The following is a 19503-nucleotide window of genomic DNA, read 5'->3' as shown; positions in this document are numbered from 1 at the left end:
GCGCCGTGCAGGCGCTCGTCGAAGTCGCGCACCACCTCGGGCGGCGCGCTGGTCGTGAGGGTACGGCGCACAGCGCGGGCCCAGCAGGATCACGGCCGGTGGCTGAGCCATTCCTGTGGCAGTTCCTGGCCGGGTTCGTCGAGCCAGTACGTCTGGCCTTCGGGGGTGACGGTCACGCCGAAGCGTTCGCGCACGGGGTACCCGTGGGACTCGAACCACTCGTATGCGCGTTCCGCGGTGTCCCACAACTTGCGGGGACCGCTCTGGTGGACCGTGCCGTCTTCGACGTGCGCCCACGATCCGTCGCTGGTCCACATGCGGTGGCCGGTGACGATGCCGCCACTCGCCTCCTGGGCTTCCCCGACCTCGCCCACGACGAGGGAGTGCATGAAGCGGAAACCCTCACCGCTGAGGTCACGAAGGTCGAAGACGGCGTGCCGGTGAGTGGGGTTGTCAGGCTGCCCCGGGTAGGGGACGCCGCCCGTGCTGTTCTCGTCGCGGGCCTTCATGAAGTAGGAGCCACCGGCCAGGAAGCGTCCCAGGAGGGTGCCGTCCCCGCCGACGGTCATGCGAGCGTTGCCCCAGCCGAGGGGGCAGACGATGACGCCCCCGGGCCGGACACCGCGTGCCAGGGCGTAGGGGAAGGCGTCGAAGCCGCAGGTGACGACCAGCCGGTCCAACGGGGTGTCGGCCGGGAAGCCGACACGGGCGTCCGCTGCCCGCACTGTCGGGTGGTAGCCGGCCTCACCGAGACGGGCCTTGGCCAGACGAGTGAGGTTGGCGTCGACCTCCACGGTGACCAGGTTCTTGTCGCCTGACCGGTGACAGATCAGAGCAGCGTTGTAGCCGGTTCCAGTGGCGACCTCCCCGATCGCGTCGCCGTCCTCGACACCGAGTGCCTCGAGCATCTGGAGCATGAGGCTGGGCTGGGACGAGGAGGAGGTGGCCATGCCTTCGGACACCTGCGTCGTCAGTGCGCGGTCGCTGTAGACCGCGTCGAAGTATCCATCGTCGTCGGCCGTGACGACGGCCCACTCACTGTTCACCTGGCGGTGGAAGACGGGGACGAACACGTGACGGGGCGTCTCGGCGACCGCCCTGTACCAGGCGGGATCGTGGAGGTGACCACCGTCGGCGAGCCGCTGGGTCATGTCCTGCCGCAGGGCTTGGACGGCAGGGGTGTCCGGGTGGCTCAACTGATCGCTCCTCGCAGGAGGGAGGCGTGCGCCTCCGCGATGGGCAGCCCGGTGGCCTGGGCGATGAACTGCCACTGGCCGGCCGGGTTGCACTCGTAGAAGACCCATTCGCCGTCCGGGCGTACGGCGAAGTCGAAGGCCCCGTAGTTCATTTGGTAGAAGTTCATGAAACGTCGCACTCGCCGGGCGACATCTTCGGGGATACCGACGGGCTCGTACTCCAGGGCGTCGTAGTCGCTGCGCCAGTCGGCGCGTCCCCGTTCGCTTCTGGAGTGGATGGCGACGGGGAACATGCGGCTCCCGACGACGGTGAGGCGTACCTCGTACGCCTTGGGCACCCACTCCTGGAGATAGTGGGCGGTCAGTTCCAGGGACTCGTCGAGGTCGCTGACGTGGAGGCGGCGGGTGGGGATCATCAGCGGCGGCCGGCCGACGAGGTCGAGAGAGGCCGCGGCGATGGGCTTGCACGCGAGCGGACCACCGACGTTTTCACCCCATGTGCGTGCGGCGGCGAGGTCGTTGCCGATGAAAGAGCGGGGTACGCGCAGGCCGCACACGGTGGCGGTGGTGAGTTGGCCCGGCTTGTGGGCGCCGGCCCGGTAGACGTCCGGGTGGTTCATCCAGGTGACCGGTAGCGAGGTGAGGACCTGCACCATGCCGATCAGGGCCTGGGACAACGCCCATGCGCGGTAGGCGTCATCGACCTTGGGAGAGAGGACCGGGAGGCCGGGCCGCCCGTAGTAGACGGCTCGGACCTCCTGGAACCGCACCGCGCGCCGGCTGGTCTCCAGGCTTCCGATCCATCCGGGCGCTGTGGCCCTGTGCTCGGCGACCAAAGCGACCTGCTGGGGGAACTCGGCCAGATCGAACCGCAGTACAGGCGTTCCGCTCTCGGTGAGTGCGTGAACCACCAGGTCGGCGGTGGGATCGAGTTGCTCGGCGACAACAAGGACATGCCCGCGCGGTGTGGTCACTGTGTTACCTCGCGGCCTTCATCAGACCGTGCGCGGCCGGCGCCTGCCCGGGGTCGGGCTCCTCGAACAGGTACGGGTCCTTCGTCTCGTCCGCCGGCCCGTTGGAGTCGTTGTTGGTGGCGGTGGAGGAGGCCGCGATGGGCTCCATGGCCCACAGTCCGCCGTCGGGGGTGACGTTGAGCTGGCGGTCCTCGTCATAGTGGAACGAGCTGGGGTCGATGGTGACGGTGTAGGTGGGTGCCGGCGCTTGGGCGCCGAGGGGTACGAGAGTCGTGGCCATAAGGACTGCCTCCTTGAATGAGTGTGGATGTCGTCGTGCGGCCCGCCCCGGTGACGGCGCGAGTGGGGTCACCGGGGCGGGGTGGTACCCCGCCTCCCTGGCGCGATCTTCCGTCGGGGAGCCATCGGATCGGTTGTGCAGGGAGACGGGAGTCGGGTGTTCAGGCGCGATCCCTCGCGGCGCAGTACTGCCACACCATGTGGTCCAGTTCGGCGATGCACATCGCGCAGCCGTAGAGCGGGGCCTGCGCCCCGGAGGAGACGACGGGACCGATCCAGGCCACGGTGACGTTCGAGCGCCGGCAGTACAGCCAGCACGTGCCGGTGACCCAGGGGCTGTCCCGCAGTCGGCGGCCCTCGGAAGTGGGGGCGTCACACGCGATGCGTCCGGGAGTGCTCATCGGGATGCGGCGGCAAGACCGTGGAGACGGTGCCGAGGACACCTGCAGGGCGGCCAGTTGTCGACGAGCGGGATCATCTTGATCGGCGTCACTTCGTGCTCCTCGCGGATCACGATCCTCTTGCCGTCCGGAGTCACCCGGTACACCGCCATGGTCATCATGTCAGTCCTCAGCTCGCGGACGTTCCGTTGTTCGCTGTCTGTAATCAGTCAACGACACACTGAGTGAGCGAAGGCGCACAGGAAGTGCACAAGAGCGCCGCATGGGTACTCGTGGCTGAGAACATGAGGGGCGGAACATCCGACTGGGAAGACATCACGTATGAGCGCAGAGAGCACCACGCCTGGGCCGGGTGCCAACGTCAAGGTCCTGCGCGTGCAGCGCGGCTGGCTGCAAGACCATCTGGCCGCCAGGGCAGGCATGTCGAAGTCCATGCTCGGCAAGATCGAGCGGGGTGAGCGCCCGCTGACCCAGGGCATGGGCGCGGCATTGTCGAACGCTTTCGGGATCACGCTCGACGAGCTGCTCGGCCAGAGCCCGGTTGCCCCGGGCGAGGAGGACCGGCTGAAGGAACTGCGGAATGTCATACGGCGCTTCGATCTGCCCACGGACGAGCCGGTGCGCGCCGAACTCCTTGAGCAGGGCCTGGCGGAACTCTTCCAGCTCCGCGGCGACGCCGATCTGGCCGGGGTGACGCAGCGGTTGCCCGGTCTGCTGCGTCGGGCGCAGGACCACGCACACGCGACGGGCCTGCCGGAGCACTGGGCGCGGGTGGCCGACGTCTACAGCACGGTCTACTGGCTCGCCGCGCGGCACCGCTGGATGACGCTGGCGGAACTGGCGGTGGTCAAGCAGCGGCAGGCGGCGGAGCGGGCGAACGCGTTGACCCGCGCCGTCGCGGCCCGGGACGAGGCCGGTACGTTCCTCAACGGAGGGGATTTCGCGGGCGGCCTTGCCGTGGTCGACCGGGCGGTGGTGGAGGTCGAGTCGACGCTGTCGGGCCGGGCCCGCAGCCTCGGGCTCGGGCTGCTGCATCTGCGGGGGATGACGCTCGCCGGCCGACTGGCGGACAAGAAGACCGCGCAGCGGCACATCGTGGCGGCACTGAAGGCGGCCGAGGTCATCGACACCGATGTGAACGTCAACGGCATGCACTTCGGGCCGGAGAACACCGCGACGCACGTGGTGGCGACCAACGCGGACCTGAACCGGCACGCGGACGCTCTGGAGGCCGGGGAGAGGTACCTACGAGAGGGCCCCACGCTGCCCGCGACGCGTATCGGACCGCTGCACATGAACGTGGCCCGGTCGAAGCTGGCGCTCGGGGACCGCGACGGGGCGGTGGACTCTCTCGCCGACGCGTGGAAGGCGACGCCTCAGATGGCGAAAGTGCACCCGACCTTCCAGGAACTGAGCCGGGTGCTGGTATCGCTGCACAAGCGGAGCAACCCGAAGGTGTCCGCGCTGGCGAAGCGGGCGGGGATCTCCCTGTAGGAGGGGTCAGCAGCAGCCGTTCGCCGGCTCGCCGCTGTACGCCGTCATGGTGAAGAGGCTGCGCCTCTGAACGTTGCTGCCGCGCCGTGGCATCGGCCCTCACTCCTCCGCGAAGTCCCCCGCCGCCAGCCGCAGCGGGCGGAGCATCGCGAAGAGTTCGCCGCACTCCTCGGCGTCGTAGGCGCCCAGGCCGAAGTCCATGGCCATCAGGTCGCGGGTGGCCGACTCGACCACCTCGCGGCCCTTGTCGGTGATGGTCGCGAGGGTGCCGCGGCCGTCGTTGGGGTTGGGGCGCTTCGCGACCAGGCCCGAGCGCACCAGGCGGTCCACGGTGTTCGTCACCGACGTGGGGTGCACCATGAGCCGCTCGCCGATCTTGGACATCGGCAGCTCGCCCGACTTGGAGAAGGTCAGCAGCACCAGCGCCTCGTACCGCGCGAACGTGAGCCCGTACGGCTTGACCACCGCGTCCACCTCGGCCAGCAGGATCTGCTGCGCCCGCATGATCGAGGTGATCGCGGCCATCGACGGCACGTTTCCCCAGCGCTGCTTCCAGAGCTCGTCGGCGCGGGCGATGGGATCGAACGAGAGACTGAGCGGCTTCGGCACGGACCAGACCCTACCGGCCGGTCATATGTCGGTCAGCCCCGTCTCACTCATCGGTATCTCCGCGTACGACGACCCGGCGAGACCGTTCGCCGTGGCGTGGACGACCATCAGCGCAGGACGTAACTCCCCGCCCCCAGAACCGTGCGCAGGCGCCCCTCCTCCCGGAGGGCGACAACGGCCTTCTGAACCGTCGACTGTGTCACCCCGTACTCCGCCGCCAGCGTGACCGTACCCGGGAAGCGTTCACCAGGTTCCCACTCGCCAGCGTCCAGACGTCGACGGAGGTCTGCGGCCACCTGGGGCCAGACGGGAACGGCGCGATCGAGGTCCATGCCTCCAGCGTCTGCGGGAATGCGAATACGAGCTACCGCGTAAGCGCGTAACCGCGTAAGGTCGTCACCGTAAGTACCCCGGCGACCGCGCGAACGGCCCCGGGGCGTGGCCGACGCTACTAAGGAGCGACGACATGCACGACACTACCCAGCTTCGACGCCTGCCCTGGCGAGAGGACGATCGACCCGTGTTCGTCCCGCAGGGCGACGGAATCGTCAACCGACTGGCCGACGTGCTGGAGGCCGAACTGATCGAGACGGCACGAGCCGACGCCGCTCGGGCACGGGGCCTGGCCGACGACACCGGGGCGACCCGGCCGGAACTGAGGACCGCCCTGCGCTTCGTCGCGCACTCCGTCGAGGAAGCGGTCCTGGTCGCGGTCCTGCGCGGTGAGCGGCTGGGGCTGAGCGGCCCTGAGCCGTCAGGTGGTGGGCAGGCAGACGAGTCCGGCCGATAACGGCGGGCGCAGGAAAAGGCCCGGTGGAGGTACCGGAGAGTCCGGTACCTCCACCGGGCCTCGGGTGGACACCGTCCACCCCGCACGGCTACTCGGCCAGATGCCGCTCGACGGTCTCCACCTTGGACGTGAGACCGTCCTCCACACCCGGGCGGATGTCCGCCTTGAGGACCAGGGAGACGCGCGGCGCGCGTGCCTCCACCGCGGCCACGGCGCGCTTCACCACGTCCATGACCTCGTCCCACTCACCCTCGATCGAGGTGAACATCGCGTCGGTGCGGTTCGGCAGGCCGGATTCGCGGACCACCCGAACGGCGTCGGCGACGTACTCCCCCACGTCCTCGCCGACGCCCAGCGGTGTCACCGAGAAGGCGACGATCACGCGTTCACCACGCCCTCGTTACGGGCGCGGGAGGCGATCACCGCGTCCTCGGCCTCGCGCTTGAGGCGGCGGTCGGCGAAGAAGCCGCCGGTGGGCAGGACCGACATCAGGAAGTAGAAGGCGGCGGTCCCCAGCGACCACTTGGCGCGGTTCCAGGCGTCGGCCCAGAAGAGCACGTAGAGGACGAAGAGGAAGCCGTGGACCGCGCCCATCACCGGGACGGCGTTGAAGTCGGTCGTCCGCTTCAGGACCGAGCAGACGAGCAGCAGCAGGAACGAGATCGCTTCGGGGCCCGAGACCAGGCGGAGGCGGCGGAGGGCGGAGGCGGTCTTGATGTCCACGGGTCACCTTCGGTGGGAGAGACGTCGGCGTTGACGGGTCGGACGGCTTGTGAACGCACGCACAAGCGTCCCGCCATTGTGGCAAACGCCGTCCGTGATCACCGGAGGGGGCCCGTCGAACATTCGGTGATGGGAGCGTTCCTCCCGGCTTGACGTCGCTTATGCGGTGTTTCGTCGGGAGAAACGCTCCAATCGTTCCGCCGAGGCGGGACCGCACACCCCGTACGGGTGCGACTCCACCCTCGGGATCTGTCGGCGGGGGCGAAGGTGCGGCTACCGTCGCAGGCGTGGCGATGTTCCGACTTCAGAGCAGCAAGGTGCTCGCCGTCGACATGACCGGGGACGCCGTGAAGGCGAAGAACGGCTCCATGGTCGCGTACGACGGTGAGATGGCCTTCAAGAAGCTCAGCGGTGGCGGTGAGGGGCTGAGGGGGATGGTGACCCGCAGGCTCACGGGCGAGCAGATGACGCTGATGGAGGTGAAGGGGCACGGGACCTGCTTTTTCGCGGACCGGGCCTCCGAGATCAATCTGGTGGGTCTGCGGGGCGACAAGCTGTACGTGGAGTCCAGCAATCTGCTGGCGACGGACGGGGGGCTGCGCACGGGGACGAGTTTCACGGGGATGCGCGGGGCCTCGCAGGGCAACGGGCTGTTCACGACGACGGTCGAGGGGCACGGCCAGGCGGCGCTCCTGTCGGACGGGCCGGCGGTGCTGCTCCGGGTCAGCCCGCAGTACCCGCTGACGGTCGACCCCGGCGCCTATGTTGCCCACCAGGGGAACCTGCGGCAGTCCTTCCAGTCGGGTGTGACCTTCCGCACGCTGATGGGCGAGGGCGGCGGCGAGGCCTTCCAGATCCGGTTCGAGGGCGACGGGCTGGTCTACGTGCAGCCCAGTGAGCGGAACACGATCGCGGGGGATGTGTGACATGGGCTTCCGTGAGATCAACTCGAAGATGATCGAGGCGACCGTGTCGCCGGGGCAGCGGCTGTTCAGTCAGCGCGGCGCGATGCTCGCGTACAAGGGGGAGGTCGGCTTCGCCCCGAACACGGCCGGCGGTCAGGGCGGGGTGATGTCGATGATCGGGCGGCGGGTGGCGAACGAGGACACGCCGCTGATGACCGTCGAGGGCAGCGGCACCGTCCTGTTCGGGCACGGCGGCCACCACATCCAGGTGATCGACCTCGCCGGGGACACGCTGTACGTCGAGGCCGACCGGTTGCTGGCCTTCGAGGGCACCCTGGAGCAGGGCACGGTGTTCCTCGGCGCCCAGGGCGGGGTGATGGGCATGGTCCGGGGGCAGGTCTCCGGGCAGGGGCTGTTCACGACCTCGCTCAAGGGGCACGGCTCCGTCGCCGTGATGGCTCACGGAGGGGTCATCGAGGTCCCGATCACCCCGCAGCGGCCGGTGCACGTCGACCCGCAGGCCTACGTCGCCCACCACGGCGACGTCCGCAACAAGCTGTCGACCGCCCTCGGCTGGCGGGACATGGTGGGCCGGGGTTCCGGCGAGGCGTTCCAGTTGGAGCTGAGCGGCAGCGGTGCCGTGTACGTCCAGGCGTCGGAGGAGAAGCTTTGAACGGCACTGTGCACGACCCGATGACGCTGCCGTCCGACGACAACGTCGATCACTACACCTTCTGCGTGGAGCTCAAGGGCACCCAGTGGTTCATGCAGAAGGGGAAGATGATCGCCTACTACGGTTCGATCGAGTTCAACGGGATCGGGCACGGGCGGCTCGACCGACTCGTCCGTACGTCGTTCCATTCGCCACTGCACGCGAGCGACTGGGTCGTGGCGGAGGGCTCGGGCAAGATGCTCCTCGCCGACCGGGCCTTCGACGTGAATTCGTACGACTTGGACGACGGCAACCTGACCATTCGCTCGGGCAACCTTCTCGCTTTTCAGCCAAGTCTCGCGCTCAAGCAGTCGATCGTGCCGGGTTTTCTGACGCTGATCGGAACCGGGAAGTTCGTGGCCGCCTCCAACGGTCCGGTGGTGTTCATGGAGCCCCCCATCCGGGTGGATCCGCAGGCGCTGGTCGGATGGGCGGACTGCCCCTCCCCGTGCCACCACTACGACCATGGCTACATGACCGGCCTGATGGGCGGTCTACGTGCGATGACGGGCCTGGGCGGGGCCTCCGGCGAGGAGCACCAGTTCGAGTTCGTGGGGGCGGGCACGGTGCTGCTCCAGTCGTCCGAGACGTTGATGGCGGAGCAGTCCACGGGAGTGACCCCCGACGAGCCGGGAGTGCCCGGGGGCGGGGTCACGGGCGGCCACGGGCAGGGGGCGGGCACACCGCGCCTTCCCGGACAGCTGGGAGACCTCCAGCGTCGCTTCGGGCTGTGAGCGGTAGTGTGCGGGGTGTGACATCGAACGTCTGCGCACGGTGTCACACGGAAGCCTTATTAGTTCACCATTCAACTTCCTTAGGTAGACTTCATTCATGGAGACCGAGACGGCCACCCGCTGGCTGACCAATGCGGAGCAGTGCGCCTGGCGCACCCACCTGGAGGTCAACAGGCTGTTGACGTACCAGCTCGAGAAGGATCTGCAGCCGTTCGGCCTGACGATGAACGACTACGAGATCCTGGTGAACCTGTCCGAGTCGGAGGACCGGCGGATGCGGATGAGCGACCTCGCCTCCGCCACCATGCAGTCCAAGAGCCGCCTCTCGCACCAGATCACCCGCATGGAGAACGCGGACCTGGTCCGGCGGGAGAACTGCGAGTCCGACCGCCGCGGGCTGTACGCGGTCCTCACCGACCACGGCATGGAGACCATGCGGAAGGTCGCGCCGCATCATGTGGCGTCCGTGCGCCGGCACTTCATCGACCTGCTCGCCCCCGAGGCCCTCACCGAGCTCGACAAGGCCCTCAAGCCCATCGCCGAGCATCTGCGGGGGCAGCGGGGGCGTCACTGACGGTCCCCGGGCTCAGCGGGCGAGCGGCAGGCGGAGTTCGAAGACGGCTCCGCCGGTCGGCGCCGCGGACGCCGTGAGCGTCCCGCCGTGCCGTACGGCGACGTCCCGCGCGATCGCCAGGCCCAGCCCCGCGCCACCGTCGTCGCGGCTGCGGGCGGCGTCCAGCCGTACGAACCGCTCGAAGATCCGCTCCCGGTCGGCCTCGGCCACACCCTCGCCGTCGTCGGCCACCGCCAGGACCGCCCGGTCGCCCTCCCGCCGTACGGTCACGGTGACCCGCTCGCGGGCGTGCCGCCGGCCGTTGTCCAGCAGATTGGCGAGCACGCGCGCCAGTTGCCCCCGGGATCCGGTGACCTCCGCCGGTTCCGCGTCCACCGTCACTCCCGTACGGCCCGCGGCCTCCTCGCGGGCCAGTGCGGACAGGTCGACCCGGGCGTCGGCGGGCCGCTCCCCCGCGTCAAGCCGGGCGAGCAGCAGCAGGTCGGCGGCGAGGTGCTGGAGCCGCACGGTGTCCTCGACGGCGCCGTCCAGGTCCAGCAGCCCGGGGTGGGCGGCGGCCACCTCCAACTGGGTGCGCAGGGACGCGATCGGGCTGCGCAGCTCGTGCGAGGCGTCGGCGACGAACCTCCGCTGCCGCTCCACGGACGCCTCCAGCGCGGCCAGTGTCTCGTTGGTGGTGCGGGCGAGGCGGGCGATCTCGTCGTGGGTCGCCGGTTCGGGGACGCGGCGGGCGAGGTCCTCGGAGGCGGTGATCGCCGCCATCTCGCTCCGGATGCCCGCCACCGGGCGCAACGCCCGGCCGGTGACCAGCCAGGTCACACCGGCGACCACGCCGAGCAGGACGGGCAGGCCGATGAGCATCCCGGTCAGCGTGGTGCTCACGGCGCTGTGCTCGGCGGCGAGCGGGGCACCCGCGTGGACGGTGAGGCGGCCCCGGTCGGAGGTCTCCACCTCCAGGGCGGCGAAACGGTAGTCCTCGGTGTCACCGTCGATGGTGGCGGAGCCGTTGGTGAAGGTGGTCTCGTCGGCGACCTGGCCCGGGGCGAGGGACTCGCCGGAGTCGTCCGAGTCGTCGCCGGAGTCATCGTCGTCGTCATCGTCCGGCTTCGGCGACCGCGGCGTCACGTCGGTCGTCGCGGTGCCGGTGATCCGCTCCAGGTCCTCGCTCGCCGCGACCAGCCGTCCGTCCTCGTCGACGATCTGCACCGGGCGGTCCTCGCCGTCCAGCCCCGACAGTCTGTCGTACGGGGTCCGGGCGGCGAGTTCGGAGGCGACCGCCCGCGCGGACTGCTCCGCCCGGGTGCCGGCCTCGCCGATCAGGTTGGAGCGCAGCGACAGCAGTACGGCGGTGCCGGCCGCGACGAGGGCGACCGCGACCACGAGGGTGGCGCCGAGCGTCGCCCGTGCGCGGACCGAACCGAACAGCCGGCTCACGGCGCCGTCTCCAGGCGGTAACCGGCGCCGCGCACGGTGCGGATGAGACCGGCGCGCAGTTTGCGGCGCAGGGCGCTGATGTAGACCTCGACGATGTTGGGGTCGCCCTCGTAGGCGAAGTCCCAGACGTGTTCGAGGATGTCGGCCTTGGAGACCACCTCGCCGGCCCGCAGCACCAGGTGTTCGAGGACCGAGAACTCCTTCGCGGTCAGGGTCACTTCGTCCTCGCCCAGGAAGACCCGGCGGGCGGCGGTGTCCACCCTGAGGTCGCCGTGCACATGGACCGGGGAGGCCCCGCCGGCCGGCCGGCGGCGCAGCAGCGCCTTGATCCTGGCGACGAGGACGACGTACGAGAACGGCTTGGTGAGGTAGTCGTCGGCGCCGGTGTCGAGGCCCTCGGCCTCGTCGTACTCGCCGTCCTTCGCCGTGAGCATCAGGATCGGCACGTCGTGGCCCGCGGCGCGCAGGGCGGCGCAGACGCGGTAGCCGTTCAGGCCGGGCAGCATGATGTCGAGGACGAGGAGGTCGTACGTCACCTCCGTGGCCCGGTGCAGGCCCTCCCGGCCGTCGTGGACGACGTCCACGGCGTAGCCCTCGGCGGTCAGGCCCTTGGCGAGCGACAGGGCCAGCCGCTTCTCGTCCTCCACGATCAACAGACGCATGGGGTCAAGGGTCGCAAAGGGAACCTGAAGATCCCTTCAGGAGGTTTCAGGTTCCTCTCAGCGTCGGTCAGCGAGATTGAGGACGTCGAAAACAGAGCAGCTCGGGAGGAACCAGCATGAAGCGCAACATCGTGATCGCCGTCGTCACGGCCGCGGCCCTGGTCGGGGGCGGTACGGCGACGGCCCTCGCGGTCTCGGGGGACGACGACGGGGCGGCGTCGGTGGCGCAGACGGATAACCGGGCGGGGGCCGACGACGGGCGGGACGACGACGATCGTGACGACGACCGGGGTGACGACCGCGACGAGCGTGCCGTCTCCGGTGACGTGACCGCCGCCGACGCCATCGCCGCCGCGCTGAAGCACACGCCGGGCACGGCCGTCTCCGCCGAGCTGGACGACGGGGCCTGGGAGGTCGACGTCCTCGGCAAGGGGGACGACTGGCACAGCGTGCGCGTCGACCCGGGCAGCGGCAAGGTCCTGGGCGCCCAGGAGGACGACGAGGACGACACCGCCGAGGTGCGGGCCGCGCTGAAGGGCGCGTCGGTGACGGCCGAGGAGGCCGCGAAGGCGGCTGCCGCCAAGGGGACGGTGACGTCGGTGGAGCTGGACGACGACGATGACAAGGGGTGGGAGACCGAGAGCCGCGCCTCCGGCGGGGGCGAGCGGGACTGGCGGGTCGACCTGGGCAGCGGCAAGGTCACGGCCGACCGGGGCGACGGCGGGGGCGACTCGGACGACGACTGATCGTTTTCGCCCCCGCCGCCCCTTCCCGTCCCGTCCCTGGGGGCTGTGCCCCCAGGCCCCCCTTTGTCCTCAAACGCCGGACGGGCTAGTTGATGCCGGACGGACTGGTTGACGCCGGACGGGCTAGTTGGGACCGGTAGTGGTCAGGCCCTCCACCAGTTCGTCCGCCGCTCGGTACGGGTCCAGCTCACCCGCGATGATGCGTTCCGCCAGCGCGTCCAGGCGGCGGTCGCCGTGGAGGTCGCCGATGCGTTCGCGCAGGGCCGTCACCGCGATGGTCTCGACCTCGCGGGAGGCGCGGGCCAGGCGGCGCTCCGTCAGGACGCCCCCCTCCTCCATCCAGGCACGGTGCTTCTCCAGGGCCTCGACGACCTCGTCGACGCCCTCGCCCCGCGCGGCGACCGTCTTCACGATCGGGGGGCGCCAGTCGCCGGGGGCCCGGGACTCGCCGAGGCCGAGCATGTGGTTCAGCTCGCGGGCGGTGGCGTCGGCGCCGTCGCGGTCGGCCTTGTTGACGACGTAGACGTCGCCGATCTCCAGGATTCCGGCCTTGGCCGCCTGGATGCCGTCGCCCATGCCGGGGGCCAGGAGCACCACCGACGTGTCGGCCTGGGAGGCGATCTCCACCTCCGACTGTCCTACGCCCACCGTCTCGACCAGGATCACGTCGCAGCCGGCCGCGTCCAGGACGCGGATGGCCTGGGGGGCCGACCACGCGAGGCCGCCCAGGTGGCCTCGCGTGGCCATCGAGCGGATGTAGACGCCCGGGTCGGAGGCGTGCTCCGACATGCGGACGCGGTCGCCGAGCAGGGCACCGCCGGAGAAGGGCGAGGAGGGGTCCACCGCGAGGACGCCGACCCGCTTGCCCTGTTTGCGGTACGCGGTCACCAGGGCCGAGGTCGAGGTGGACTTGCCCACGCCCGGGGAGCCGGTCAGGCCGACCACGTACGCGTTCCCGGTCAGCGGCGCCAGGGCCGCCATGACCTCCCTGAGCTGCGGGGACGCCCCCTCCACCAGGGAGATCAGCCGGGCCACGGCCCGTGGCCTGCCTTCCCTGGCCTGGGCGACCAGCGAGGAGACGTCCTGCATCACAGCTCCGTTCACGAGAGGGAAATCAGCAACCTGCGAGGAACCCCGGCTCAGGCCTTGGGGACCCGCACGATCAGCGCGTCACCCTGGCCGCCACCACCGCACAGCGCCGCCGCGCCGACACCGCCGCCGCGCCGCTTCAGCTCCAGCGCCAGGTGCAGTACGAGCCGGGCGCCGGACATCCCGATCGGGTGACCCAGCGCGATGGCGCCGCCGTTGACGTTCACCTTTTCGATGGAAACGTCCAGGTCCTTCATTGACTGCACGGCGACCGCCGCGAAGGCCTCGTTGATCTCGATGAGGTCGAGGTCGGAAACCTCCAGGCCCTCCTTCTTCAGGGCGTGCCTGATCGCGTTGGACGGCTGCGACTGGAGGGAGTTGTCCGGACCGGCCACGTTGCCGTGGGCGCCGATCTCGGCGATCCAGTCCAGGCCCAGCTCCTGCGCCTTGGCCTTGCTCATCACGACCACGGCCGCCGCGCCGTCCGAGATCTGCGAGGAGGTGCCCGCGGTGATCGTGCCGTCCTTCGAGAAGGCCGGGCGCAGCTTGCCGAGCGACTCGACCGTGGTGTCGCCGCGGATGCCCTCGTCCTTGCTGAACAGGACCGGGTCGCCCTTGCGCTGCGGGATCTCGACCGGGGTGATCTCGGCCTCGTAGACGCCGTTCTTCTGCGCGGCGGCGGCCCGCTGGTGGGACAGGGCGGCGATCTCGTCCTGCTCGGGGCGGGCGATGCCGAGGCGGGTGTTGTGCTTCTCCGTGGACTCGCCCATGGCGATGTTCTCGAAGGAGTCGGTCAGACCGTCGTACGCCATGGCGTCGAGCATCTGCACCGCGCCGTACTTGAAGCCCTCGCGGGACTTCGGGAGCAGGTGCGGGGCGTTGGTCATGGACTCCTGGCCGCCGGCGACGATCACGTCGAACTCGCCGGCGCGGATCAGCTGGTCCGCGAGCGCGATGGCGTCGAGGCCGGAGAGGCACACCTTGTTGACGGTGAGCGCCGGGACGTTCATCGGGATGCCGGCCTTGACGGCGGCCTGGCGGGCCGGGATCTGCCCCGCCCCGGCCTGGAGCACCTGGCCCATGATCACGTACTGGACCTGGTCGCCGCCGATCCCCGCACGGTCGAGGGCGGCCTTGATCGCGAAGCCGCCGAGGTCGGCTCCGGAGAAGGACTTGAGCGAGCCGAGCAGCCGACCCATGGGGGTGCGGGCGCCCGCGACGATGACGGAGGTCGTGCCGTTCGTTGCGGATGGTGCGGAAGTTTCGGAAGACATGAGCTGCGATCCCCTTCCGGCTGCACAGCCGAGGAGTGAACGAGGGTTTACTTCGAATGTACTGACGTGCGGTGGACCACGTCATCGCCCTTTCGGTGTGATCGCGCGCACGTTGCGTAACCATCGCGGGAGCGCTGCACTGAATCCATGCTGACGCGAATCGACCACATCGGGATCGCCTGTTTCGACCTCGACAGGACTGTCGAGTTCTACCGGTCCACGTACGGCTTCGAGGTGTTCCACTCCGAGGTCAACGAGGAGCAGGGCGTGCGCGAGGCCATGCTCAGGATCAACGACACCTCCGACGGCGGGGCCTCCTACCTGCAGCTCCTGGAGCCGACCCGGGAGGACTCCACCGTCGCCAAGTGGCTGGCGAAGAACGGCGAGGGCGTCCACCACATCGCTTTCGGTACGGCGGATGTGGACGCGGAGGCCGCGGACATCAAGGACAAGGGCGTACGCGTTCTGTACGAAGAGCCCCGGCGCGGCTCCATGGGGTCACGAATCACCTTCCTGCACCCCAAGGACTGCCATGGCGTACTGACAGAACTGGTCACTTCGGCGCCCGTTGAGTCGTCCGGGCACTGACCCACGTACATAAGGGCCGGTAGGGTTGGGTCCGGTCGCCGCTCGATGCGTGGTGACCATGGTCCTTTCGTTTGGATCAGGCCGGATCAGGGAGCGGGGCCTGGTGCGTGCAACTGCAAGGCGGAGGAGGAAGTCAACGCGGAGCGTTGGCGACCGACGACGACGCCGCAGAGGTGCGTGCCAGGGTCCGCGAGCCCGGCCTGATCCAAACGAAAGGACCGATGTCCCGTCGTCTTCGGCGGCGGGATCGCCGGGGTCCGGGTTTCGGGGGGCGAGCGCGGGGCGGCAGCCCATGCTCCGCCGTTGATCTGACACCATTCCCCGGGGGCCCCGTTCGGCGGATGGACGGAGCTCGGCCAGACTTGCGACCAGGGGACGGATGGGACCGCGCAGTGCGGGGCTACGAGAGCCAGGAGCGAGAGCCGGCGGCTGACGTCGACCACCTCTCTCGGTTCGAAGCCGAGATGAAGCGGCTGAAGACCGAGCGGGAAAAGGCGATCCAGCACGCCGAGGACCTCGGCTACCAGGTCGAGGTGCTGCGCGCCAAGCTGCACGAGGCGCGGCGCACCATCATGTCCCGGCCCGCGTACGACGGCGGTGACATCGGCTACCAGGCCGAGCAGTTGCTGCGCAACGCGCAGGTGCAGGCCGACCAGCTCCGCGCGGACGCCGAGCGGGAGCTGAGCCAGGCGCGGGCGCAGACCCAGCGGATCCTCCAGGAGCACGCGGAGCAGGCGGCCCGGCTCCAGGCGGAGCTGCACCAGGAGGCGGTGACGCGGCGCCAGCAGCTCGACCAGGAGCTGGCGGAGCGCCGGCAGACCGTCGAGTCGCACGTCAACGAGAACGTGGCGTGGGCGGAGCAGTTGCGCGCCCGCACCGAGCAGCAGGCCCGCCGGCTCCTCGACGAGTCCCGCGCGGAGACCGAGCAGGCGATGGCCGCCGCCCGCGCGGAGGCGGAGCGGCTGACGGCCGAGGCGCGGCAGCGGCTGCGGAGCGAGGCGGAGTCGGCCCGCGCGGAGGCGGAGCAGATCCTGCGCCGGGCCCGCGCGGACGCGGAACGGCTGCTGAACGCGGCCTCGACGCAGGCCCAGGAGGCCACCGACCACGCCGAGCAGCTGCGGACGTCCACGGCCAGCGAGTCGGAGTCCGCGCGCCGTGCGGCGCAGGAGCTCAGCAGGGCCGCCGAGGAGCGGATGTCCCAGGCGGACTCCGCGCTGCGCGAGGCCCGCGCGGAGGCGGAGAAGGTGCTCGCCGAGGCGAAGGAGGCCGCCTCCAAGGCGCTCTCCTCCGCCGAGTCCGCCAACGAGACCCGTACGCGCACCGCCAAGGAGCAGGTGGCGCGGCTGGTCAGCGAGGCCACCAAGGAGGCGGAGGCCACCAAGGCGGACGCCGAGCAGCTGGTCGCGGACGCCCGCGCGGAGGCCGAGAAGATCGTCGCCGAGGCCTCCGAGAAGGCCCGCGCGCTCACCGCCGAGGAGACCGCCACCCAGCTCTCCAAGGCGGCCAGGACCGCCGAGGACGTGCTCAACAAGGCGTCCGAGGAGGCCAAGCGGACCACCAGGGCGGCGGCCGAGGAGGCCGAGCGGATCCGCAGCGAGGCCGAGGCCGAGGCGGACCGGCTGCGCGCCGAGGCGCACGACATCGCCGAGCAGCTCAAGGGCGCGGCGAAGGACGACACCAAGGAGTACCGCGCCAAGACGGTCGAGCTGCAGGAGGAGGCCCGCCGGCTGCGCGGCGAGGCCGAGCAGCTGCGCGCCGACGCGGTCGCCGAGGGCGAGAAGATCCGCGCGGAGGCCCGCAAGGAGGCCGTGGCGCAGATCGAGGAGGCGGCGAAGTCCGCCGAGGAGCTGCTCGCCAAGGCGAAGGCGGACGCCGACGAACTGCGCTCCACCGCACAGGGCGACAGCGAGAAGGTCCGCACCGAGGCCATCGAGCGCGCCACGACACTGCGCCGGCAGGCCGAGGAGACGCTGGAACGCACCCGTCAGGAGGCCGAGCGGCACCGCGCGGAGGTCGTCGAGCAGGCCGACGCGCTCAGGGAGGACGCCGAGCGGGCCGCGCGCGAGCTGCGCGAGGAGACCGAGCGGGCCGTGGAGGCGCGCCGCGCGGAGGCCGCCGGGGAGCTGACGCGGCTGCACACGGAGGCCGAGGAGCGGCTCGCGTCGGCCGAGCAGGCGCTGAGCGACGCGCGTGAGGAGGCCGGCCGGATCCGCCGGGAGGCGTCCGAGGAGAGCGAGCGGCTGCGCGCGGAGGCCGCCGAGCGGATCCGGACGCTGCGGCAGCAGGCGGAGGCGGAGGCCGAGCGGCTGCGTGACGAGGCCGCCGCGGACGCGTCGGCGTCCCGCGCGGAGGGCGAGTCCGTCGCCGTGCGGCTGCGGTCGGAGGCCGCGGCCGAGGCGGAGCGGCTGAAGTCGGAGGCGCAGGACAGCGCCGACCGGATGCGCGCGGAGGCGCAGGCCGCCGCCGAGCGGATCTCCGCGGAGGCCTCGGAGACGCTGGCCGCCGCGCAGGAGGAGGCCGCCCGGCGCCGCCGCGAGGCCGAGGAACTCCTCGGCGCGGCCCGGCAGGAGGCCGACCAGGAGCGCGAGCGGGCCCGCGAGCAGAGCGAGGAGCTGCTGGCGTCGGCGCGCACCCGTGTGGAGGAGGCGCAGGCCGAGGCCGTACGGCTGGTCGAGGAGGCCGACCGGCGTGCCACCGAGATGGTGTCGGCGGCCGAGCTCCACGCCCAGCAGGTGCGGGACTCCGTGGCGGGGCTGCACGAGCAGGCGCAGGAGGAGATCGCCGGGCTGCGGTCCGCCGCCGAGCACGTGGCGGAGCGGACGCGTCGCGAGGCCGAGGAGGAGGCGGACCGGGTCCGCTCCGACGCCTACGCGGAGCGGGAGCGGGCGAGCGAGGACGCGGGCCGGCTGCGGCGCGAGGCGCAGGAGGAGACGGAGGCCGCGAAGGCGCTGGCCGAGCGGACGGTGTCCGAGGCCATCACGGAGGCCGACCGGATCCGTACGGATGTGTCCGAGCACGCCCAGCGGGTGCGTACGGAGGCGTCGGACGCGATCGCCGAGGCGGAGCAGGCCGCCGCGCGCACCCGGGCGGACGCCCGTGAGGACGCCAACCGGATCCGTTCGGACGCGGCGACGCAGGCGGACACCCTCATCACCGAGGCCCGCAGTGAGGCGGAGCGGCTCACCGACGACACCCTCGCGGAGACCGACCGGCTGCGCATGGAGACGGTCGCCGAGGCCGAGCGGGTGCGGTCGGAGTCGGTGTCCAAGGCGGAGAAGCTGATCGCGGACGCCACCGGGGACGCGGAGCGGCTGCGGGCCGGGGCCGCGGAGACGGTCGGGTCGGCGCAGGCGCACGCGGAGCGGATGCGCCAGGAGGCCGAGCGGGTCAGGTCCGACGCGGAGTCGGAGGCCGAGCGGGTGGTGTCCGCCGCGCGCGAGGAGGCGGAGCGGACGCTGGACGAGGCCCGCAAGGACGCCAACAAGCGGCGCTCCGAGGCGGCCGAGCAGGTGGACACGCTCATCACGGAGACCACCGCCGAGGCGGACAAGCTGCTCACCGAGGCGCAGCAGCAGGCGCTGAAGACGACGGCGGAGGCCGAGTCGCAGGCGGACACGATGGTCGGCGCGGCCCGCAGCGAGGCCGACCGGCTGGTCGCCGAGGCGACCGTCGAGGGCAACACCCGGGTGGAGAAGGCCCGTGCGGACGCGGACGAGCTGCTGATCGGCGCGCGCCGGGACGCCACCCAGATCAGGGAGCGCGCGGAGGAGCTGCGCGACCGGCTCACCAGTGAGATCGAGGAGCTGCACGAGCGGGCCCGCCGTGAGGCGGCGGAGACGATGAAGTCGACGGGCGACCGCTGCGACGCGCTCATCAAGGCCGCCGAGGAGCAGCTCGCCAAGGCGGAGGCGAAGGCCAAGGAGATCGTCTCCGAGGCCAACTCCGAGGCCGGCAAGGTGCGGATCGCCGCCGTGAAGAAGGCCGAGGGCCTGCTGAAGGAGGCGGAGCAGAAGAAGGCCAGCCTGGTGAAGGAGGCCGAGGAGCTGAAGGCCGAGGCGGTCCGGGAGGCGCGGCGCACCGTCGAGGAGGGCAAGCGCGAGCTGGAGGTGCTGGTGCGGCGCCGCGAGGACATCAACGCGGAGATCTCCCGCGTGCAGGACGTGCTGGAGGCGCTGGAGTCCTTCGAGGCGCCGGGAGGCGCGAAGGACAACGGGGTCAAGGCGGGGGCCGCCGCGGGTGGTACCCGTACGGGCGGCAAGTCGGCGGAATAGCCGGCAAAGCGGACGAAGTCCCTTGTAGAGTGAGGGCTTTGATCATGC

The 19503-nt window shown here is 70.9% G+C and carries 21 protein-coding genes; 9 read left to right on the top strand and 12 right to left on the bottom strand.

What is annotated here, in order from left to right; translation table 11 throughout:
• Positions 1-89: 89 nt before the first annotated feature.
• From ACIA6T_RS16665 to ACIA6T_RS16650, 4 genes are all read right to left on the bottom strand, one after another.
• Complete coding sequence (locus ACIA6T_RS16665) at positions 90-1196, bottom strand: protein-L-isoaspartate(D-aspartate) O-methyltransferase (protein WP_399447201.1); 1107 nt, start codon at positions 1194-1196, stop codon at positions 90-92.
• The gene (locus tag ACIA6T_RS16660; RefSeq protein WP_399447200.1) at positions 1193-2170 is read right to left on the bottom strand and encodes an MvdC/MvdD family ATP grasp protein; all 978 of its coding nucleotides are present in this window, start codon (positions 2168-2170) and stop codon (positions 1193-1195) included. Before ACIA6T_RS16660 ends, ACIA6T_RS16665 begins: the two co-directional genes overlap by 4 nt.
• A gap of 4 nt (positions 2171-2174) precedes the next feature.
• Positions 2175-2450, bottom strand: coding sequence for a putative ATP-grasp-modified RiPP (tgmA, locus tag ACIA6T_RS16655; RefSeq protein ID WP_399447199.1), 276 nt, complete (start codon positions 2448-2450; stop codon positions 2175-2177).
• A gap of 160 nt (positions 2451-2610) precedes the next feature.
• Positions 2611-2850 (bottom strand): hypothetical protein, encoded by a 240-nt coding sequence (locus ACIA6T_RS16650; RefSeq protein WP_399447198.1) that lies wholly within the window; start codon positions 2848-2850, stop codon positions 2611-2613.
• Between the two features lie 321 nt (positions 2851-3171).
• Here ACIA6T_RS16650 and ACIA6T_RS16645 point away from each other — a divergent pair, with 321 nt between their 5' ends.
• Positions 3172-4344, top strand: a complete 1173-nt coding sequence (locus ACIA6T_RS16645) for a helix-turn-helix domain-containing protein (protein ID WP_399447197.1) — start codon at positions 3172-3174, stop codon at positions 4342-4344.
• A 99-nt stretch (positions 4345-4443) separates the two neighbouring features.
• Here the strand turns inward: ACIA6T_RS16645 and ACIA6T_RS16640 are convergent, their stop codons facing one another.
• Both ACIA6T_RS16640 and ACIA6T_RS16635 read right to left on the bottom strand, forming a co-directional pair.
• Positions 4444-4953 (bottom strand): MarR family winged helix-turn-helix transcriptional regulator, encoded by a 510-nt coding sequence (locus ACIA6T_RS16640; RefSeq protein ID WP_399447196.1) that lies wholly within the window; start codon positions 4951-4953, stop codon positions 4444-4446.
• A 107-nt stretch (positions 4954-5060) separates the two neighbouring features.
• Positions 5061-5285, bottom strand: coding sequence for a GntR family transcriptional regulator (locus tag ACIA6T_RS16635; RefSeq protein ID WP_383351587.1), 225 nt, complete (start codon positions 5283-5285; stop codon positions 5061-5063).
• Between the two features lie 134 nt (positions 5286-5419).
• Here ACIA6T_RS16635 and ACIA6T_RS16630 point away from each other — a divergent pair, with 134 nt between their 5' ends.
• Complete coding sequence (locus tag ACIA6T_RS16630; RefSeq protein WP_399447195.1) at positions 5420-5743, top strand: hypothetical protein; 324 nt, start codon at positions 5420-5422, stop codon at positions 5741-5743.
• Between the two features lie 88 nt (positions 5744-5831).
• Here the strand turns inward: ACIA6T_RS16630 and ACIA6T_RS16625 are convergent, their stop codons facing one another.
• Both ACIA6T_RS16625 and ACIA6T_RS16620 read right to left on the bottom strand, forming a co-directional pair.
• Positions 5832-6125, bottom strand: coding sequence for an MTH1187 family thiamine-binding protein (locus ACIA6T_RS16625; protein ID WP_383351593.1), 294 nt, complete (start codon positions 6123-6125; stop codon positions 5832-5834).
• The gene (locus ACIA6T_RS16620; RefSeq protein ID WP_383351596.1) at positions 6122-6466 is read right to left on the bottom strand and encodes a DUF3817 domain-containing protein; all 345 of its coding nucleotides are present in this window, start codon (positions 6464-6466) and stop codon (positions 6122-6124) included. Before ACIA6T_RS16620 ends, ACIA6T_RS16625 begins: the two co-directional genes overlap by 4 nt.
• Before the next feature lie 293 nt (positions 6467-6759).
• Between ACIA6T_RS16620 and ACIA6T_RS16615 the strand changes: the two genes are divergently transcribed.
• The 4 genes from ACIA6T_RS16615 to ACIA6T_RS16600 all read left to right on the top strand — a co-directional run bounded on the left by ACIA6T_RS16615 (position 6760) and on the right by ACIA6T_RS16600 (position 9391).
• On the top strand, positions 6760-7392 hold the full coding sequence (locus ACIA6T_RS16615) for an AIM24 family protein (RefSeq protein ID WP_399447240.1): 633 nt from the start codon (positions 6760-6762) through the stop codon (positions 7390-7392).
• 1 nt (position 7393) lies between these two features.
• Positions 7394-8044 carry an AIM24 family protein gene (locus ACIA6T_RS16610; protein WP_399447194.1) on the top strand — a complete coding sequence of 217 codons (651 nt, stop codon included), beginning with the start codon at positions 7394-7396 and terminating at the stop codon, positions 8042-8044.
• A 20-nt stretch (positions 8045-8064) separates the two neighbouring features.
• Positions 8065-8817, top strand: a complete 753-nt coding sequence (locus tag ACIA6T_RS16605) for an AIM24 family protein (protein WP_399447239.1) — start codon at positions 8065-8067, stop codon at positions 8815-8817.
• 97 nt (positions 8818-8914) lie between these two features.
• The gene (locus tag ACIA6T_RS16600) at positions 8915-9391 is read left to right on the top strand and encodes a MarR family winged helix-turn-helix transcriptional regulator (RefSeq protein WP_399447193.1); all 477 of its coding nucleotides are present in this window, start codon (positions 8915-8917) and stop codon (positions 9389-9391) included.
• A gap of 12 nt (positions 9392-9403) precedes the next feature.
• Here the strand turns inward: ACIA6T_RS16600 and ACIA6T_RS16595 are convergent, their stop codons facing one another.
• Together ACIA6T_RS16595 and ACIA6T_RS16590 are read right to left on the bottom strand one after the other, a co-directional pair.
• Complete coding sequence (locus tag ACIA6T_RS16595) at positions 9404-10825, bottom strand: sensor histidine kinase (protein WP_399447192.1); 1422 nt, start codon at positions 10823-10825, stop codon at positions 9404-9406.
• Positions 10822-11487 (bottom strand): response regulator transcription factor, encoded by a 666-nt coding sequence (locus ACIA6T_RS16590; RefSeq protein WP_399447191.1) that lies wholly within the window; start codon positions 11485-11487, stop codon positions 10822-10824. Before ACIA6T_RS16590 ends, ACIA6T_RS16595 begins: the two co-directional genes overlap by 4 nt.
• Before the next feature lie 116 nt (positions 11488-11603).
• Between ACIA6T_RS16590 and ACIA6T_RS16585 the strand changes: the two genes are divergently transcribed.
• Complete coding sequence (locus tag ACIA6T_RS16585) at positions 11604-12233, top strand: PepSY domain-containing protein (RefSeq protein ID WP_399447190.1); 630 nt, start codon at positions 11604-11606, stop codon at positions 12231-12233.
• A gap of 123 nt (positions 12234-12356) precedes the next feature.
• Here ACIA6T_RS16585 and meaB read toward each other — a convergent pair whose 3' ends face one another.
• Complete coding sequence (gene meaB / locus ACIA6T_RS16580) at positions 12357-13322, bottom strand: methylmalonyl Co-A mutase-associated GTPase MeaB (protein ID WP_399447189.1); 966 nt, start codon at positions 13320-13322, stop codon at positions 12357-12359.
• 50 nt (positions 13323-13372) lie between these two features.
• Positions 13373-14596, bottom strand: a complete 1224-nt coding sequence (locus tag ACIA6T_RS16575; protein ID WP_399447188.1) for an acetyl-CoA C-acetyltransferase — start codon at positions 14594-14596, stop codon at positions 13373-13375.
• Positions 14597-14743: 147 nt separating this feature from the next.
• Between ACIA6T_RS16575 and mce the strand changes: the two genes are divergently transcribed.
• Together mce and scy are read left to right on the top strand one after the other, a co-directional pair.
• Entirely contained in the window at positions 14744-15184 is a 441-nt protein-coding gene (gene mce, locus ACIA6T_RS16570; RefSeq protein WP_399447187.1) for a methylmalonyl-CoA epimerase, read from the top strand.
• 392 nt (positions 15185-15576) lie between these two features.
• The gene (gene scy / locus ACIA6T_RS16565; RefSeq protein ID WP_399447186.1) at positions 15577-19455 is read left to right on the top strand and encodes a polarized growth protein Scy; all 3879 of its coding nucleotides are present in this window, start codon (positions 15577-15579) and stop codon (positions 19453-19455) included.
• The last annotated feature ends 48 nt before the right edge of the window (positions 19456-19503 follow it).

The organism is Streptomyces sp. NPDC051740, from assembly GCF_044453165.1.
Taxonomy (GTDB): domain Bacteria; phylum Actinomycetota; class Actinomycetes; order Streptomycetales; family Streptomycetaceae; genus Streptomyces; species Streptomyces atrovirens.
This window is presented reverse-complemented; position numbering and strand designations above follow the sequence as displayed.